Raw genomic sequence first — 18,550 nt, 5'->3', positions numbered from 1 at the left:
GTTTTGTTTCGACAAGTTTTATAAAGGTTGCCCCATATAAAACTCTACAACTTTCAAATTAAAGAGGAGTTGGTATTTGGCTCGTGTCAATTCCCGGCGAGCAACGTCGAAATTATCGACAGCATTATTGAATTCGAAGGTATTGATAGCGCCAACATCAAAGCGCCGTTGGGCATCGTTGTAAGCAGCTTCTGCTGCGTTTTGAGAACGCTGAGCCGCTAAGTAGGCATTACGTGAAGCTCGGAATTGGGTGATCGCGGATTGTACATCTGTCTTAAGTTGATCAGTCGTCTGGCGTGCCGTCAATTCTGCACTAATGACATTGAGGCGTGCACGTTCCCGATTGATACTATTGCGATGGTTGTTGTAAATAGGTACGCTTAGACTTAACCCTGCCGACTGGCCAAAGTTTTCGTTTAGCTGATCTCCGTAGCTGAGGTTAGGGAAAGTTACTCCCTCGGTACTGAAAAAGACGACATCAATGGTATTTCCGTCGATTTCTACAGGAATAGGGTCGTTGGGCACCTGAACCGCGTTGTCTGTATTGGGATTGTTGAAATCACGAGCTAGGCTGGAATAGTTGGTGTTGAGATTGCCAAAAAGACTAAGGGTAGGTAAGTTGCCGGATTGTGCTACTTTTTCACCTGCCTTACTGCTTTCCAGACGAGCTTGGGCTGCTGCAACACCAGGCTGGCTTTGTAAGGCCGCGCGATAAACCTCATCGAGGGTAAAGGTTTTTATTAAGGCTTGGTCTTCAACATTGGCATCGGGTTTTTCTAAAACAAAATCTTTAGAAGGGTCAAGCTGTAGCAATTGCTTTAGACTTAAGTAGCCAATATCAACGGCGTTCTGTGCTTCTATAATTAATTGTTCATTGCGGGCTACCTGAGCTTCCAGATCAAGGCGGGCGTTTGGCGCCAACTGACCGACCTCAACCAGCCTGGCAGTACGCGCTAATTGCTGATTCGCCAAAGAAAGCTGAGTCTGGGCATTAGCAAGTTGCTCTTCACTCAATAATATATTGAGGTAGAAGGTAGCAGTATTCAACGCAACAGTTTGCCGAGTATTCTCATTGTCCAGTTTTGTGGCTTGCAAATCGTAACGTGACTGCTGAACTTCGCTGTTAATTCGGTTACCGTCAAAAAGGATGACACCAGCATTAATACCATAACTGTTAAATCCAATTCTGGTATTATTAAAGGTGTTGGTCGTCGGGTCAATGGTACGACCAAATTGATAACCAGCACTAGCAGAACCATTCACGGAAGGCAAGCGATTAAATTGGCTCTGCTTCATGGTCAGTTCCGCATTCCTAGTGTTGAGTTGGGCCTGCTGAACAGTAAGGTTGTTTTCCCAAGCGTATTTTACGCAGGTTTCTAAACTCCATGTTTCCTGTGCATTCATTAGCTGTACAGCGCAACACAGTGAAAGTAAGATAATAAGTCGGGTCATAAGACAAGGTTTTTCGCAGCTGCTCCCCAAAGCAATAGCTAAGGGCAAGCACCCCGGGATAAAAGAATATTCCGAGTAAAATATACTGTTGCTACAAAATGCACCTAAACATACTACAAGCCGTAATAGTCGGGGTAAAAAATTCTATGAAAATCACTTTATCTTGGATGAAAACCAGACTAGTGCCTTATTTTGGTCCCTGTTTCTACCTTCCTTGGGAGTTATGGGGAATGAAAGCCCCTCTACAAAGAGCATTTGGGTAACTCATTTTGCGTCTTAATTGGCTAAGGATTGTACTAAAGTAAACTTTGTGTTCAATTATATTCAGTGATGAACAAATCTAAAAAATACGCTTGTATTCACGGTCATTTTTACCAACCTCCCCGCGAAAACGCTTGGTTGGAAGTGTTGGAGACCCAAGATAGTGCCGCTCCTTATCATGATTGGAACGAGCGGATAAATTTTGAATGCTACGCACCTAATGCCCGAGCCCGGATCATTGACGATAAAGGATATATCAATAAGATCGTTAATAACTATGCCCGGATCAGTTTCAATATTGGGCCAACCTTGCTTTCTTGGATGGAAGAGGCAGATCCTGAAACTTACGAAGCCATTCTAGCAGCAGATCGGCAGTCAGAAGAATTTTTTAATGGTCACGGATCGGCAATTGCACAGGTTTATAGTCATTTGATAATGCCTTTGGCCAATGAGCGTGATAAGCATACGCAAGTGGCGTGGGGACTACGCGATTTTGAAAAACGATTTGGCCGCAAATCAGAAGGTATATGGCTGGCAGAGACGGCAGTTGATCTGGATACTCTTGAAGTATTGGCGGATTTTGATGTTAAATTCACNATTCTTGCTCCTCGCCAGGCCAAAATGGTCCGCGCGAAAGATGGGGATAAATGGATAAATCTTGATCATGCAACTGTAGATCCACGCCGCCCTTACAAGGTAATATTGAAAAGTGGCCGGAGCATGACCGTTTTCTTTTATGATGGGCATGTGTCGCAGGGGGTAGCTTTTGAAGGCTTGCTTAATAGTGGGCCTCGTTTTGCGGAACGCATCATAGGAACCCTTGACGGAAGTGATGAAGTGCAATTGGCTCACATCGCCACAGATGGAGAAAGCTACGGGCACCATCACAAAAAAGGAGAGATGGCGCTGGCAGACTGCTTGCGTTATCTAGAAGAGCACAAGTCGGTAACACTCACCAATTATGGCGCTTTTTTAGCGACTGACCCACCTTGTTGGGAGGCAGAGATTTACGATAATTCCTCCTGGAGTTGCGTCCACGGTGTTGAGCGCTGGCGCAGTAATTGCGGTTGTAATAGTGGGGGCCGACAAGGGTGGACACAAGCTTGGCGAGGACCTTTGCGCGATACACTTGACTGGCTACGGGATTTACTTATCCCTGTTTATGAAAAAGAAGCTGGTAAGCTTTTGGCAGACCCTTGGAGCGCACGGAATGACTACATTGATGTCATTATGGACCGTGATGGAAAGGCCTGGAAAAACTTTTTGAATAAGCATACTACTCGTGTCTTATCAGACGAAGAAGAAATCCAATTGCGGCGTTTACTTGAAATGCAGCGTCAGGCGATCTTGATGTACACGAGCTGCGGGTGGTTTTTTGATGAGATAAGCGGCCTGGAAACCAACCAGATTTTGCAGTATGCCAATCGTGCAATCTACTATGCAAAACAGGTAGGAGGACTCGATCTGCATGATGAATTTGTCGCGCGTTTGGCGGAAGCCCCCAGCAACGTTTATGAAAATGGAGCAGTCAGCTACCAAAAGTTTGTGGAGCCTTCTCGGGTAGATTTAGAACGTGTGGGTATGCACTTTGCAACGGCTTCTATTTTTGCTCAGTTTCCGGAAAAAATGACCCTGTTTAATTATACGACGGAAAGCGAAGTATTAGAAAAACTGGTTGCTGGAGAACAGAGCTTGGTGATCGGCAGGGTAAGCATCCGTTCTCGGATTACGCGATCCCGGAAGCACTTCAGCTTTGCAGCTTTACACTTGGGGAAACAAAACATTATTGGTAACCTGAGTACCCAGATGTCGAGGAAGGATTTTGACCAGATGGAAGTGGAGGCTAAAGAGGCTTTTCGGACACCAGATTTAGGCAAGGTGATTGCCGTAATGCAAAATTTCATTGGTTCAGAGAAGTTTAGCATTTGGCACCTGTTCCGTGATGAGAAGCGGAAGGTGCTCAAAGAAATTACAGATAGTAGCCTGAAAGCAATAGAGCTGGATTTTAGGGATATTTACAATAGCAATTACCAGTTAATGACCAGCATGCTAAATAGCGACATCCCGCTTCCGGGAGCCTATAAAGCAGCCATAAAATACGTTTTGAATGAGGACCTAGAGGCGTTCTTCCAGCAAGAGCAATTAGATCGTAGAAAACTCCGTCACCTGGTAGAGGAATTCAATAAATGGGATGTGGCTGTAGTACACGTGCCAGAAGTGAGTCTTCTAGCCGCCAAGCGCCTTTATCAGGAACAGAAAGCCCTCCGCCCGGAATTGAAATACTATGATCAACTACGAGCATTAGTGAAAATCCATGAACAGATCAACGCACTCAAACTAAGCGTGAATTTATGGCGTAGCCAAGATTTGTTTTACGCCCGCCAAGAGGTGATGACGAAAAGCCTGGAGATCGCTAATGATTCCGATTGGCAACGACAGCTCCGTCGATTGGGTGAGTTCTTGACGGTTGCAAATCTTGAGGGGTAGCCTGTTGTAGTCTCCGAAATATTTGTTGTATTTCGTCCTTTCTTGACATTCTCTATAAGCTATGACCTGCTACTTACTGCGTTGAGGAGGCCATAGCTTATGTGCTAAAAGAAGTAAATGACTTTCGTGAAAAAGCCTTTGGTGGTTCAAAAATCCCTTAGCCTTGATTTAATACACTTTCCATTTTTTGATCGTAAACTGGCGCCAGCTGCTGCCAATCGTAGTGGGCTACCCAACTGCGGAAGCTGTCGTGTTGGCTAGAATGAGTGGGAAGGAGAAGAAGTTGGCGCAGTTTTATCAGTAGGTCTTCCTCCGTTTCGTACAGATGCGTCGTATGGAATTCTTTAGGAATATGCTCTGGATAAGCGAGACGATTAGGGAGTAGTGGATAGACACCATGGTACATGGCTTCAACAATGCTTCCGCCAAAGAAATCCTGGTTGCTGGTGACGGGTAGAATCGTAGATTTTTGTAGCCAGCCAATGTATTCCTGCTTGTCTTTGGCAAAGCCCCAGTGGATAATTTCTTTGTTAAAGGCCTCTCGAGCCTTCGAAAAAATGGCTGGAGCTTTAGCAAATTGCTCCCCTAGGATTACGAGCTTAAAAGAGTGCCCTTCACGTTTTAACTGTTCGCAGACCCGGAAAAAAGCATCGGGGTTTTTATCGTACTCCCAGCGGTGATTCCACAATAAGAGGGGAGGCGATTTACGGTCTTGAGGTATAATCTCTTTGGAACGCAGAAGGTCCATTCCGAGGTAGAGCACCTGCGACTTGTTTGCTATTCTTTTCACGGTATCAAGGCCCTTGTAATCAGGGAAGGCATTAAGATATTCTGGTAGCGCAGCCAGGAAACTTTGCTGATGGTAGTGCGAATTGAACAATAAGGCGTCAGCGGCCAGGGCTGAGGTATAATTGAGCCAACCGTAGTGGCGATCCCTTTGTTGGTGAACGTCTTCGTCTGTGGGGGACCAAGGGTAGGTAAGCTGGTTTTCGTGAAAATAAACCGCTACGGGTAGCTTGGCCGTTCTACTGCGCGTCAAGGATAAAAAGGTAGCGGTATCGAGCATATCTGTCGTTAGCAATAAGTCAGGCTGCTCTGATTGTGCTAGAAAATCCTGTGCCAGCTGTACTGCAGCGCCATGCATTCTCCATTTCCAGTGCCGGCCTGGTAGCGTAAACAAGCGGATGGTATGCTGACTGTGGCGTGCATACCCCTCGGCCCACCGTTGGTGGCTACCACTGAAGAAGGGGGCAAAGAGGTGGATGATCATGTGGACAAAATACGGGATTTTTATTTTAACCAAGTTGCGGACCGAATAGGGGAGCACGGCGCAGCGGAGCGAGCACAGCCAGGGGTGGTAGGAGCCACGCCAGGGCGACGGACGACCCGGCGCGGCGTCAGCTCGCGCGGCTGCCAAGTAAATGACAACCCGCTAACGGCGGACTACCCGAATAGAACTGATGCGGTCATTCCAAAAATCTCGACTATTATATGGACTCCAATTGTGTTCAAGCACAACGGAGCGTCCCTGATAGTAAGCATCCTCGTAGAGGATAACGGCATAGCCACGGGGGATGTGGATAGAACTGATGCGGTCATTCCAGAAGTCATCAGGATATGCGGCAGACCACTCGCCGGTGATGGTAAAAGAAGCGCCACGATAGCTGTGGTGCTCGAATACAGTGATGGTTGGAGGCGGGAGATATTCACATGTTCTACTACAGCTGGGACCACAGATATGTCCTGTGTGATCAGAAGGAAGAGGGTCATAGGGGTACTTGACGTTGGGATCTTCAGGAATCCGCTTTCTATGATCGTGAGCAATAGGGACTAACCGAATGGATGAAATACGATTGTACCAATACCGATCTTGACGACTGGACCATCGGCCTCGGATGACCAAGTATCCTCCTCTAAAACCACCATGTTCGAACAAGTGAGCTTCGTAGCCGCGGGGTACTATAATGGAGTTGATAGCATCGTTCCAATGGTCGTAAGGATTGTTTACGGACCAGTCAGCGTGGATGTTGATTCGTTCACCCTGAAAATCTGAACGATGATAGGCGATAATAGGTGGGCCATAGTTTACTGCGCCAAGAAAAGAGGAGAACAGTAAACTTAATAGGGTAATACGAAATAGGATTTGCATTTTCATAAACGGTAGTATTGTGATGGAGGAAAGTAAGCATCCGTTGTTATTCTTAAAGATGCGGTAGAATACTTGATCCACCCTATGCTGATTGTTGGTTTAACTACAGTTTAATAAGTGGTAAGGAAACCTTAAAAACCTGTTGATGCGTTAAGAAGAACTTAAAAAGAAGTTTTTTTTGAATAAAAAGTATTTATTAGAAAAAAGAATTTATGCTGATTTTATTATTTGATAATCAGTTGTTTGTGGCTTGTTTTGTCTTTTAGGATATCGAAGAAAAATCGAAATCTGGTTTCCCTTGCGCTATACTAGCCCCTACATTTGTAGCGTATTCAGAAGGAAACAACCTAAACAATACGGGCAGCATAAAAGAATGCCGCTTTTATTTGAAACCTTAGCAGGCCACCCCGTAAATTCTGTTACACCCAAGTCTTGCTTTTTTGCACTTGTGCTTCGTCCCTGAAATCCTCATGTAGCTATGGCTACACTCCGGTTTTAGCTCCTTGCCCAAGCACGAAAAACCTTCGACTTAGTATAACGAAACTTACGGGGTAGCCCACTAGAAAGATTTAATCTGTCCTTAAGATTCACTTAGTTTGGTGGGCGGTAATGCTCGCATTGCCGTCCCAACTTTAAGGAGTCGCACAAGGATAGGGAACGAAACCCCATTAACACCATTTTTTGATTTTATGATGTTTTTTTGAGTTGGGCATTTGATCCCAAAGTATACACCTAAAACCAGGTCAGTGGATGAGCTGATCTGCTTTAACCTTTTGAGTTGCTTTTTATAGCACTTGAGGAAACACACACTGTTCATTAGGGCACTCCCCGGCTGATCTTAGGAAAGGCCGGGGGAGCACTAGAAAAGAATTTGAGAAGGAAATCTGATTACACTCGCATACCAATGGCGGCATGCAATCCAATTTGTTAACGGAATGCCAAACATTTCGGGCCGGTCGAACGCTTATCCCCTATGATTAGAGGCGTGTCGATCAGTCCGGGCTGAAAAGTCCGACCCGCAAGGGTGTTTTATTATCTTCAGAAGGGCAATTGGAGATAAGTAGATAGTTGCTATTATTCCGGGCCGGGCAGCGATTAAGTTCGCTGTCCGGTTCCTTTGTTTAGACAAAAAAATACCCCAAGAATTTGTCTTCGTTGCGGAAGAGCTATCCTTGGGGTAAGTATCGCGGATTAAGGCAAGGAGTATGTTTTCATCATCCCTCTATGCTCTATCTAACGTGGCGGTGTCAACGCTACATATCTCTACTTTTATCGACAATCACGGCGCAGTTCGCGCAATTCCATGCGAGAGTTTACTTCCAGCGTAGTGCCATCTTCGGTGAAGGTAACTGTGATGGGGTAGATGATACCAGGGCGCTCAGTAGCATCGGGGTTGGCTTCTGCCCATTCCATGATGGCGGTGAGGGCTTCCTCTCGGCTGTTGACTTCTACTGAGCTACCGTCAGGGAAGCCTACGGATACAGGGAAGTTGACAGTGAAGCAAGGTTCGCCGTGGCCATCGCCAACGGAGCCGCCACAGGTTTCACGCAAGTCGGTACGGTCTTCGTCGCTACTGATCGTAAGGATGGTGCCATCCTGCAATTCTACATCATAAGGGTAAGCCAAGCTTGGGCGTTCTTCTGCATCAGGGTTGTTGATGCGCCATTCGCGGATAGCAGCTGCGAGTTCCTGGCGGTCAGCAACAGTGAGGTCGGTTCCGTCTGGGAACGCTACTGTTAACGGAAATACAATATTGAAACAGTGGTTTAAGCCACCAAACTGGCCATGGCTACCGCCACGAGGGCGATTGGGGCGGGTGGGATCAAAGCCACAGTTTTCCAGGATAATGACCAAGTCTTCACGTGACTCAATGGTAAGGATCGAGCCATCTTCCAGTTGTACATCATAAGGGAATAGTAGTTCAGGGCGGAAACCACGCAATGGACGGAATGGACGATTGTTCTGTGGTGGATTTGCCTCGAAGTAGGCTACAATAGCTTCCCGGATTTCTTCACGACTAGCAACGGTAACCTCTGTCTCATCAGGGAATAGCACCGTTACAGGGTAAACGAGACTAAAGCAAGCGCCACACCCCATCTCGCCAGACTCTTCCATGATGGTTAGGGCCTGGATGGTAACTTCTTCGGTAGTGAACTCTTCGTCGTCCTGGGTCGTGCTTTCTTCACAAGCTGTAAAGAAGAACATGGAAGGTAAGAGAAGTAATAAAGGGAAAAACCATTTTTTCTGAATTTGCATTTTCTTTTGTTTTTTGGTTGAAATTATGCTTTTCAACCCTATAAGGCAGCGGGGTAAAAAAGTGTACTCATGCTTTTTTATTTTTTTTGAAAAAAAGTGGAGCAACTTTTTTGAACCACCAAGAGCACCTAAGAATAAGTTTATTAAGATACCCCCGAGGATAATACCGACAAGGTGACTTGAGGGGCATAAAAGAATGTTCTTTGCCAGCAGAGTTCTCACTTTGACTTTTTCTAAGTCGCAGAGACGCAAAGGGTTTTACTAGATATATCCTGAAAAACTCCGTGTCTCTGCGTCTCCGCGGCTAATTATTAAGTGCCTTTGGTGGTTTAAATGTAGCCCAAGCCCTTAAAGGACGCGTTTGCAGACAAATGTGTAGTTTTGCTCCGTTACTAAGTTAAACTTAAGTAATAGTTTTATTGTCTATTTGCACCAATGATCAACGACTTACAATTGTGGCGGGCCCTGAAAGTTGGGGATAAAAAAGCTTTGGCAGCTATCTATCAGCAAGAGGTAGATGCGTTGTTTAAGTATGGGTGTCAGGTTACAGCTGACCAAGCTTTGGTGGAAGATAGTATACAGGATTTGTTTGTTGAGTTGTGGAAAAATCGTGCTACGCTGGGCGATACTGATGCAATTCGGCAGTACCTGCTAGTAGCGTTGCGGCGCAAAATTATCAGACACATAAAGCAAGGGGTAAATCGTACCGAGCGGCACCTGAAAGTAGTGGATGTAAATGCACATACAGCAGCTGTAGATGAGGCCTTGATGGAAGTAGAGGAAAGAGAAAGTCAGAAAAAATCAATGAGTAAAGCCCTGAGTTTGTTGAGTGAACGACAACGAGAAATCTTATACCTCCGATATTTTGAGGAAATGGACTATAAGCGGATTGCCACTGTTTTGGGGATCAATTACCAATCGGTACGCAATACCGCTTCGGCGGGGATGAAAGCCCTACGCAAGATATTGGGGATACTTTTCCTGTTTTTTGCGCAATAAGGAACAGCACAAGAATAGAATGAGTACAAAAAGGAACTTTGATGCCTTATATAGTTAGAAGGTATAAAATATGAAGCAAGATTACCTAACATACGAACCAGAAGAACTGGCCCAGGAAGAAGCATTTCTTCAATGGGTGCGAGGCGTAGATCCTGCTAATGGCTCACAATGGGAGGCATGGCTGGCTGCTCATCCAGGCCAAGCGGAGAAGGTGGAAACCGCCCGGGCGCTGGTAGCAGCGGTAAGTTGGGAAGTGCCTGCCCTTGGCGAGAAGCGTAAGGAAGCCCTCTGGCAATCGATTGATGAGGCTACCTCTGAGGCGCGAATTAAACAGTTACCTGCAAGTCGTCAATCAACGTGGACATGGGCTGTGGCGGCCAGTATCGCAATATTGCTAGCCGCTGGCTGGTGGTGGACGAACTCGTTAGTGGATACGCCCCTCGTGGTAAGTACAGAACGTACTCAAACCTTAGATGAAACGCTGCCAGATGGATCAATGATAAGCCTGAACGCCGTATCGAATATCACTTATACCCCCGAGAATTGGCAAAAGGAAAGAACCATCCTACTGGAAGGGGAAGCTTTTTTTGAAGTAGAAAAAGGCAGTCCATTTATTGTAAAAACCTCGCTGGGGCAAGTAGAAGTTTTAGGTACGAGCTTTAATGTAGAAGCGCGCGACGGCATCTTTCGCGTGAATTGCTATACTGGTAAAGTAAAAGTGACGACCAGCACTGGAGAAACAACGATTTTAACCCCTCAAGAAGGTGCTTTTTTACAAAACGGCCAACTACAGGCACGTACTATTAACAACCGGAATGATATTGCCTGGCAAGACCAAATTCACCACTTTGACGAGGTGCCACTAGACGAGGTTTTTGCTGCACTGGAGCGCCAATACACTATCTCTATTCAATACCCAGCGGATATCGGTAAGCGTCAGTATGCTGGCTTTTTTAAGAGCAATAATCTCGAACAAGCCCTGCAAACGGTATGCTGGCCATTGAGTTTGCAGTTTTCGATTGATGGCCAGCAAGTAACGATCACTGCTAAGGAACAGCACGAAAATAAAACACGATTTTGACTTTCACAATAGTTGGCCAAGCGGTTCATTTTAAGCGGGTTAACTATTTGAAAGTCTTATAAAAAATCGTGTTTTATTTTCTGCGCAATACTAACGACTAATTCTTCTTTGAAAAAATCAATAACACCACTTCTTTTTTTGCTGCTATTCAGCAGCTTGCCCTTGCTTGCACAGCAGAAGGTTACAGCGCATTTTTCTACGACTCCACTGGAGGAGGTATTTCAGGTGTTTGAAGACAAATATGGCTTATTACTGGCTTTTGACCCTGCTGTCTTACAAGGGAAGACGGTCAGTATCCGCTTGGAGGAAGAGGAAGTCGTACGTTCTTTTTATAAAATTTTAGCGCAATCAGGTTTAGAGTATCTTACCATAAGTGAAGGGCAGATTTTAATCCGACCAACATCGGTTGTAGTGCCTGCTCCTGAACTCGCATATCGGCAGTTGAGCGGTCATGTCAAGGACGAGCTCACCGGCGAACCACTGCCTTACGCTACCATTTTTAGCAAGCTTCTCAGCAAAGGCACCGTCACGGACGACGCCGGAAATTTTCGCTTTTCTTTTCCAGATACTCTCAAAGGAGAGCTCTGGTTGGAAGCCCGCTACTTGGGGTATACCCCACAGCAATTGAAGGTGGGGGCAGATGCCGAAGCTGCATTTTCATTGTCTGCGCTACCCCAATCTATTGGTGCTATTATTATCGTTACCGATGAGGCTGCTGCCTTGGGCCTATTGCAAGATGAACAAGCAATGGTCATCCGGCCCAATGACAAACTCCCCAATTTGGGTGGAACCACCGATATCTTTCGTAATCTACAACTCTTGCCGGGAGTGACTGCTTTCAATGATGGCTCCGCAGCACTGCAAGTGCGGGGTGGTAATGCCGAAGAAAACCTCCTCCTCTGGGATGGGATGCTGCTTTATGGCGTCGACCATTTTTTTGGTGCTTTCAGTGCTGTAAATGGAGCATTGGTAAACGCTATGGAGTTTTACAAAAATACTTTTCCTATCAGTTACGGAGGTCGCACCTCTTCCGTTGTGATAATGGCTTCGCATCCGATGACGGAGCATCAGCATCAGACCCAAATAGAGCTCAGTAGCTTACTCGCCAATGCCAGTACGAGATTGAGGTTGACTAAGGGCATGGAGCTACAACTTGGCGGCAGGTCAAGCCTCAATAACCTCGCAAAAGCCGACCTTTTTGGTGTCTTGAACCAAGAGGTTGACTTAGGGAATGGCAGTCTACAGGATTTGATAGAGGAATCAAGGCAGATAGAAGTACAACCCGCTTATCAGTTTTATGATGCCAACGCGAAATGGTCGTGGCAAGCTAGCGAAAACACTTATTTTGACTTGAATGCTTACCGCAGTGAAGATCATTATGATTACGATTATAGCCTTTCTTTTCGTACCCGCAATCAGGGGCGACTGATTGAAAATATGACCCGCTTTCAGGAAACTAGCGACTGGGCCAATGCCGCCTACAGTCTGCGCTGGCAACAAGGGTGGAGCGAGCGCTGGAAAAGCGAATTGACGATGGGCTATTCCTCCTATCGTATTGCCGAAGTAACGAGTACGGAGCTTACCCGCGAGCGGCTGAACCAAAGTTTATTGTCGGTCACCAACAAGAATACCAGAGAAAATAATCTGGAAGGCTGGCATATCAACTGGAGCCATGAACTACAACTTGATGACAACCAGCAATTATCGTTTGGGCTGCGTGCTAGCAGTGAGGCGGTGCAGTTGCAAATAGCTGTCGATACGGTCACCTTGTTGGGTAATGATAGTAGTGGTGACCAACTAGGCTTGTATACTGCCTATCAATGGAAAAAAGAGAAATGGTTGCTAGAGGCAGGACTGCATGCGACTTACTATAGTGCAACGGAGGCAGTGTATCCCTCACCTCGCTTGCAGTTTGGCTACCAAATCAATGACGCTTGGCGACTGAAGGGAGCGGTGAACCATTACCATCAATTTTTGCGACGCTATTATCACGAAAACCGTTTTGGTCGCAGCTTTGATATTTGGACCATGGCGGATGGGGAACAGTTTCCGGTGGGCAATAGCACGCAGGGGATGTTGGGGTTCACTTTCCGCAAGGGGGATTTCTTATTCGATGCTGAAGCTTACTACAAACACAGCAATGGCGTACTGGAACACACGACCATTTTCAATCAGTTTACAGAGGAAGAAGGCGTGGCCAATGGGAATGCCTTTTACCAAATCTCCCAGGGTACTGGCAAGGTGCTTGGATTGGACTTGCTGATCAGCCAACGTTGGAACAATTACACGACTTGGCTGGCGTATACCCTGAGCCGTTCGCGGCGCACGTTCAGTGAGTTGTTTCAAGGAGCTGCCTACGCGGCCCAGGATGATCGTCCGCATCAACTTCAATGGGTCAATGAATACCAATACAAGCAATGGTCGCTGAGCGGCGTCTATATTTTTGCCAGTGGCCGCCCTTATTTGGAGCTTGCCGTTTCTGATTTGGTAAATGATCGAAGAGAACGCAATGTAAATAGCTTGCGCCGGATACCAGCCTACCACCGTTTAGATATATCAGCCCGATACACTTATCCTCTGGAGAAAGGCGAGGTGTACGGTAGCCTTGGTGTTTTTAACATATTAGATCGCGAGAATACCCTTTATCGTCAAAGTATCTACTCGCTACCGCAAGAAAGTAATCGGAGTGTGCTTTTAGGCAATGAATTGCAGTTGTTGGGTAGGACGGTGAGTGTGGCGGTGGGTGTGAAATTTTAAGTGTTTTTAAATTATTTCAGCGATTATGAAATGAGCAAAGAACAATGAATACCTTATGCCAAGGATATGTCACATAGCGATCTTTACAGGACTACGACCTTTCTGTTGAAATGCTTGGTAAAAATTGTTTTGAAGTCAAAAATACTATCGTAATAACGAGGAGTAGGTAAGGAGGATGGTTAAAATTGGGCTAATTGGCTAAAAGTCAAGATAAAAATTTGCTTTTTTTGTTAAAAAGCAGGAACTTAGGATAGTTGTTTTTTCATGAAACGCGACTAAGAAATCTCTCTCCGAAATCTCACCTAGTAAAAGAGTGAGCCAATTTAGCTCTCTTTTCAACAATTTAAGGCCGTAGAAAGGGATATATAGCGTCGCATCGCTTCCTTGCAATGCTGTTTATAGCAGTGAGGTTTTTTGTCTCAGGTTGCTTGAGTAAGAATAAATAATAAATACGCTTTCATCTTAAATAAAACAGATATGAAGAATTTCTCTTTTAAAAACTCCAAGCCAAAAAAGCTTGCGTTGAAAAAGGCTACTGTACTCTCTGCCCAGCAGCTAAAGGAAGTAAAAGGTGGCACGGGAGGCTCGCATGACTTGATTGCTGGTACTGGTGTTTATAGTGGTGAGGATGAACCTCCCTAGTTTACACCCAAATTTGTGCGTATTTGTAAACCCTAAATAACAAAACGCTTTCATCTTAAATAAAACAGATATGAAGAATTTCTCTTTCAAAAACGCCAAGCCAAAAAAGCTTGCGTTGAAAAAGGCTACTGTACTCTCTGCCCAGCAGCTAAAGGAAGTAAAGGGCGGCACTGGAGGCTCGCATGACTTGATTGCTGGTACTGGTGCATATAGTGGTGATGATGAACCTCCTTAGGTATTGAAGAATCCTTTTGAAATGGCAATAAATCAGTATTAGTACTGGCTTATTGCCATTTGTTTTTTTAGTAGAATATAGACCGCTTCAATAAGAGAATACGATACGAATGCACGATTTTTTTGTGTCCTTTACTACTTCTAAAAAAGTTACGACTAAGCTTGCCGAATTAAAAATAATAGGTAAATATTGGTTCATAGAAGATGGGCACACGCCATCCGAAGCAGCAATTCTTAGCCAGTATCGTAATCTGGGGTTCCAAGGTTTGCTGGAGAAATTAAGTGGGAGTTTCGTCATATCTATTCATGATCCAGCAGCTGAACGATTGTACTTGGCTACGGATGCGTTTGGTACATTACCGCTCTTTTTCTATTTCCGAAATTCAGCGCGTAATTTTTTGACGAGTACGGCCATTAGAAAAATTGTTGCCGGCTTAAAGGAGACTCCTAAATTCAATCAAACCTTTCTTTTTAGCCGATCATCTGACCAATCTTCTTTTGAGCCAACACTCTACGAAAACCTTTTTCGACTTGGCGCAGGGGAAATTTTGATCTTGGATACAGAACAATGGGAGGTAACCAGTACGAGATATTGGGACTTGTCTAAAGCAAAGGAGTATCCTCTCAATATTATAGGAAGCCAACCTTCAGAAAGTGATTATGTATCAGCCTACCATCATTTACTGACCGAAGCTACTCATCACCGTTTGCAAGGCATTGATCAAGCCCTTTTAACATTAAGTGGTGGCTTCGATTCAAGCATTTTACTTTTGTTGTCTCAGCAGAAAACTCGCCTTCACGCTCTTTCTATTTGTACAGAGACGAGTATTCTTAACAAAGAACTTGAGCGTGCAGTTGAATTGTCTCAGTTATATGGTATTGCACATGATATTTTACCTTGTTCGTTGTTTGATAGACCTTCTCTTGCCTCGTGGCAAGATGCTGTGATTGATGCCCAAGATCCCCGCCTCAACTATGAACTCTACTTGAAATCTCAATTGCTCAATATTCCACTACCGTATGGTAAACCGCCATCCATTTGTATCAGTGGTTTAGGGAGTGATCAATACAATGGTGGTACTACGGCTTTCGATTATTCCACGGAAGGACTTCACCAAAACTGGGATAGCTTTTGGGAGGCACTCACCTCAAATACCTATAAAAAGAAGGCGTTAAATGATGGTAATAATTTCTTCCGCTTTGCAGGGGCTTTTTTGAAAAATGCTGCATGGTCTTCCCTTACTCCTGTTTCCAGTAATTGGGTGCATTATGTAGCAACCAACCATCGATTTCTTACGCACAAGACAATTCCATTAGAATCAAGTATTTCCCTACAGAATGGTCTCATGACTATTTATCCATTTCTTGATCTTAAACTGGTGGCATTTCTCCAGCAGGTTCCGAGTGAAATGTTTGACAAATTGTTTTTTCAGAAAAGTATTCTTAGAAAAGCCTTTCTTTCTCAGTTGCCTGATTCTTTTAAGGCTAAAAATAAGTTTCATCCGATACCTCAAGCACATAAATTTATTTTTCGTTATCTACAGCAGGTATTGCACGGAGAAAACAGGCTTCTTTTTAATCGTGCTTTTACTCGTTCTTCGGCCATCAATGAGCTTTTTGATCGAGACGCAATAGAAAAATTTCTTGTACATACCCAAAATTCCGGCTTCTATCCAGCTTATGAGCACCTACTTTACATCATTAACCTTGGTATTTTGGATGCGTATTATAATGGAGTGCTCGAAAAAGGAGAGCGTAATGAATCCATGGCAGGTATTTTCTCAGGAAGCCATCTAGTTCAGTTTCCAGACTTGTTAGCAAATCGAATGGATACGACAAGATTGTCCATTTCACTACAACAAGCAATACATTTGGTTGGAGAGTTGGATATTGCTAAAAATGACGAGAAAGAAATTTACTATGTCATTTTAGATGAAAAATTAATGTTTGATACAGAGGAAATAGGGGTTGTTCAATTCCTGCGCCTTATCGATGGGCAACGGACGGGTGCTGAATTGCAGGAACTAATCAACGTGTCTTTAGAAGAGGTGCAATTATTGTTGGAATTTCTCTGGGAGGAGAATATTATTTATTATAAATAACAAGCTTCTGTTTTTGTCTGGAAGAGTAAGAAAGGATATAAATAGCACCTACAGAAAAAAGAAAAAAATATGTCTTAATTTATTTATTTTCAATTGTTTGTGTTGTATTGATTGTTTTTAGAAACTCAAAGAAAAAATCAATTCTGGTTTTCATCCATTCATTTAGCCTCCTATCTTTATGTTATCATTAAGCAGAAAAAGCAATTATTTTAAGTAGATATACTAAGTAGCTGTAATTTAGTATATTAGCTAATGGTTGCACTGCCAGCATGATAGCAGTACTTCCCTAAAGCCAAAAACTAAGCAACGAAGCAACTATGAAAACCTGTAAGCATCTACTCCTGGCCGTAGGCCTCTTTTTCTTTTTTAGCATATCCCTCTCCGCACAGCTGCTCGAAGCAGTCGATTACACCCCCGCCCCCGGCGACTCGACGGTTTTCAATATCGAATTGCCAGCACTGGTTTCCAAGACAAAATTCAATGCGACGCCCGCTTTTTACAAGCACCTCTTCATTTTTGGAGACGGTAATTTCCTGTTTGGCGAAAGCCAGGAAAAAGCAGGTTTTAAGCACCTTTATGGGCCACCGAATTCTACGCAGGTGCAGAATTATTTTGCGCGGGCTTATTCTACGGGGTTGTATAGTGCCAATGATGAACCGCCGCTCACTGCTGCGGGTCCAATTATACCTCCGGTAAGTGGTTCTATCACCAATAAGACAGTGGTAGATACTAATCGTTATCTAAAAATTCTTCGCAATGTGCAGGTGAAACCCGGTGATCCCTTTGTTTCTATCCTTTCGGTAAAAAACCCTAGTGATGCACCTTTTAGTGGGCAACTCTTCTTCTTGTATAATGGCAGACTGAGGACGGTGTCAAAAACAGAAGTAACCGAACTACCGGAGTTCAGTGATTTTAAAATCCGGGAAAACATGTTTCATCGCCCGGATGTGGGGAGTACTACTACGTTCCATTATTCGAAATTAGGACCAGTAAACACGGAATACAAAGGTTTACTATTGGCAGAGATTTTCAACCTGGCTCCAGGAGAAGAGGTTCACTATTTCGTGGATATGGAAGGAGACGAAGCGATGATGGATGTGTTCGATGCTACCGTAAAAGCAGAAATGGATTTTGCTGTTGCACTGGGTAGCTTTTCTGCCGACAATGGCTATCCGGTACTAACGCCAGGAAGTTTACAACAAGAGTTAACGAATTTGGGCTTGAGCACCTTTGTGGGAGGATTGGGTCAGGGTATACCCCCGGATAGTACCAGACTTTACATCCAGAACGGTGATAGTACAGTGACCAGTAGTGACAACTTCTCACCCCAGATCGGAGCACAAGTAATATTGGATTATTACAAGTCTACCGCCAGCCTGGTCAAATCACATGACCCCAATTTTATGATCATGGAGGCTTGCGCCTGTCCGGCACAAAGTGATCGTTACCAGATCTTTACCACCGTCCAATGTGAGAACACCGGCTTTGGTGAAACCAATAATATCTATATGGATATTAAGTTGCCAGCCGGGGTGAGTGCGGATGACATTGTGGTTACGCCCGTTAAGTACCACCCCTTTGGTGGCCCTGCGGATCAGATTTCCATGATTAAATTGAGTGATGACAGTATCCGTTGGGAAATGCTCAACTTTGGAATTGAAGGAACACCGCTGCACGGCGTTGGCGATCCTCGGACTTTTGCCAATGTGCAGTTTCACATGTACAGCAGTATTGAGCCGGCCTTGCTCGATTCTATCTATGCCTGCATCCGCTTTGATGACTTAAGCAATGATCCGGTGTGTACGGTTCCCGTTGCGGTAAGCATGATAACAACGGACACGCAAAACGGGCAAGTATTACAATGTACCGTAGGCGATTGTGCCGATGATCCCAATCCCCCCGCTTGGCCTTGGTGGGTTTGGTTGTTACTGATTCTACTGGCTATTCTAATCATCATTTGGTTAATCCGGCGAAATCAATCGGCATAACGAAACGAGTCGAAACTTTTCCCCTTTTTCTTCACTAATGGTACGACAAGTTAAATTTTGCGAGTTGATGTTTGGTGATTTGCGCGTTGCGCTTGGTAGGGGGAGTACCCGTTTGGCTCCGGACAGGCTCATTTCATTCGTC

At 44.7% G+C, this 18,550-nt stretch carries 12 protein-coding genes; 8 read left to right on the top strand and 4 right to left on the bottom strand.

What is annotated here, in order from left to right; all coding sequences use genetic code 11:
• Nucleotides 1-18: 18 nt before the first annotated feature.
• The gene (locus A3EU_RS0103015) at nucleotides 19-1,452 is read right to left on the bottom strand and encodes a TolC family protein (protein ID WP_020534640.1); all 1,434 of its coding nucleotides are present in this window, start codon (nucleotides 1,450-1,452) and stop codon (nucleotides 19-21) included.
• A 330-nt stretch (nucleotides 1,453-1,782) separates the two neighbouring features.
• On the opposite strand from A3EU_RS0103015, the gene A3EU_RS0103005 reads away from it, so the two are divergent.
• Nucleotides 1,783-4,200, top strand: a complete 2,418-nt coding sequence (locus tag A3EU_RS0103005; RefSeq protein ID WP_020534639.1) for a DUF3536 domain-containing protein — start codon at nucleotides 1,783-1,785, stop codon at nucleotides 4,198-4,200.
• Between the two features lie 157 nt (nucleotides 4,201-4,357).
• On the opposite strand, the gene A3EU_RS0103000 is transcribed toward A3EU_RS0103005, so the two are convergent.
• The 3 genes from A3EU_RS0103000 to A3EU_RS0102990 form a co-directional block, all read right to left on the bottom strand.
• Nucleotides 4,358-5,470: a tRNA-queuosine alpha-mannosyltransferase domain-containing protein gene (locus tag A3EU_RS0103000; RefSeq protein ID WP_020534638.1), complete on the bottom strand. Its 1,113-nt coding sequence runs from the start codon at nucleotides 5,468-5,470 to the stop codon at nucleotides 4,358-4,360.
• A 162-nt stretch (nucleotides 5,471-5,632) separates the two neighbouring features.
• Nucleotides 5,633-6,355: a beta/gamma crystallin-related protein gene (locus tag A3EU_RS29210; protein WP_020534637.1), complete on the bottom strand. Its 723-nt coding sequence runs from the start codon at nucleotides 6,353-6,355 to the stop codon at nucleotides 5,633-5,635.
• Between the two features lie 1,263 nt (nucleotides 6,356-7,618).
• On the bottom strand, nucleotides 7,619-8,605 hold the full coding sequence (locus A3EU_RS0102990) for a hypothetical protein (protein ID WP_020534636.1): 987 nt from the start codon (nucleotides 8,603-8,605) through the stop codon (nucleotides 7,619-7,621).
• Between the two features lie 435 nt (nucleotides 8,606-9,040).
• Here A3EU_RS0102990 and A3EU_RS0102985 point away from each other — a divergent pair, with 435 nt between their 5' ends.
• From A3EU_RS0102985 to A3EU_RS0102950, 7 genes are all read left to right on the top strand, one after another.
• The gene (locus A3EU_RS0102985; protein WP_020534635.1) at nucleotides 9,041-9,604 is read left to right on the top strand and encodes an RNA polymerase sigma factor; all 564 of its coding nucleotides are present in this window, start codon (nucleotides 9,041-9,043) and stop codon (nucleotides 9,602-9,604) included.
• A 70-nt stretch (nucleotides 9,605-9,674) separates the two neighbouring features.
• Nucleotides 9,675-10,685 (top strand): FecR family protein, encoded by a 1,011-nt coding sequence (locus A3EU_RS29205; RefSeq protein WP_020534634.1) that lies wholly within the window; start codon nucleotides 9,675-9,677, stop codon nucleotides 10,683-10,685.
• A gap of 108 nt (nucleotides 10,686-10,793) precedes the next feature.
• Nucleotides 10,794-13,442, top strand: coding sequence for a carboxypeptidase-like regulatory domain-containing protein (locus A3EU_RS0102975; RefSeq protein WP_083937233.1), 2,649 nt, complete (start codon nucleotides 10,794-10,796; stop codon nucleotides 13,440-13,442).
• A 477-nt stretch (nucleotides 13,443-13,919) separates the two neighbouring features.
• Nucleotides 13,920-14,084, top strand: coding sequence for a hypothetical protein (locus tag A3EU_RS34130; protein WP_020534631.1), 165 nt, complete (start codon nucleotides 13,920-13,922; stop codon nucleotides 14,082-14,084).
• 70 nt (nucleotides 14,085-14,154) lie between these two features.
• Nucleotides 14,155-14,319 carry a hypothetical protein gene (locus A3EU_RS34495; protein WP_020534630.1) on the top strand — a complete coding sequence of 55 codons (165 nt, stop codon included), beginning with the start codon at nucleotides 14,155-14,157 and terminating at the stop codon, nucleotides 14,317-14,319.
• Nucleotides 14,320-14,428: 109 nt separating this feature from the next.
• Nucleotides 14,429-16,420 (top strand): asparagine synthase-related protein, encoded by a 1,992-nt coding sequence (locus tag A3EU_RS0102955; protein ID WP_020534629.1) that lies wholly within the window; start codon nucleotides 14,429-14,431, stop codon nucleotides 16,418-16,420.
• Between the two features lie 317 nt (nucleotides 16,421-16,737).
• Nucleotides 16,738-18,408: a hypothetical protein gene (locus A3EU_RS0102950; protein ID WP_020534628.1), complete on the top strand. Its 1,671-nt coding sequence runs from the start codon at nucleotides 16,738-16,740 to the stop codon at nucleotides 18,406-18,408.
• Nucleotides 18,409-18,550: the final 142 nt, after the last annotated feature.

It is taken from the genome of Lewinella cohaerens DSM 23179 (genome assembly GCF_000379805.1).
GTDB classification, from domain to species: domain Bacteria; phylum Bacteroidota; class Bacteroidia; order Chitinophagales; family Saprospiraceae; genus Lewinella; species Lewinella cohaerens.
This window is presented reverse-complemented; position numbering and strand designations above follow the sequence as displayed.

Bases quoted from the DNA above. Each gene is read 5' to 3' on its own strand.
- A3EU_RS0103015 (WP_020534640.1), bottom strand. From the start codon at position 1,452: ATGACCCGACTTATTATCTTACTTTCACTGTGTTGCGCTGTACAGCTA.
- A3EU_RS0103000 (WP_020534638.1), bottom strand. From the start codon at position 5,470: ATGATCATCCACCTCTTTGCCCCCTTCTTCAGTGGTAGCCACCAACGG.
- A3EU_RS29210 (WP_020534637.1), bottom strand. From the start codon at position 6,355: ATGAAAATGCAAATCCTATTTCGTATTACCCTATTAAGTTTACTGTTC.
- A3EU_RS0102990 (WP_020534636.1), bottom strand. From the start codon at position 8,605: ATGCAAATTCAGAAAAAATGGTTTTTCCCTTTATTACTTCTCTTACCT.
- A3EU_RS0102985 (WP_020534635.1), top strand. From the start codon at position 9,041: ATGATCAACGACTTACAATTGTGGCGGGCCCTGAAAGTTGGGGATAAA.
- A3EU_RS29205 (WP_020534634.1), top strand. From the start codon at position 9,675: ATGAAGCAAGATTACCTAACATACGAACCAGAAGAACTGGCCCAGGAA.
- A3EU_RS34130 (WP_020534631.1), top strand. From the start codon at position 13,920: ATGAAGAATTTCTCTTTTAAAAACTCCAAGCCAAAAAAGCTTGCGTTG.
- A3EU_RS34495 (WP_020534630.1), top strand. From the start codon at position 14,155: ATGAAGAATTTCTCTTTCAAAAACGCCAAGCCAAAAAAGCTTGCGTTG.
- A3EU_RS0102955 (WP_020534629.1), top strand. From the start codon at position 14,429: ATGCACGATTTTTTTGTGTCCTTTACTACTTCTAAAAAAGTTACGACT.
- A3EU_RS0102950 (WP_020534628.1), top strand. From the start codon at position 16,738: ATGAAAACCTGTAAGCATCTACTCCTGGCCGTAGGCCTCTTTTTCTTT.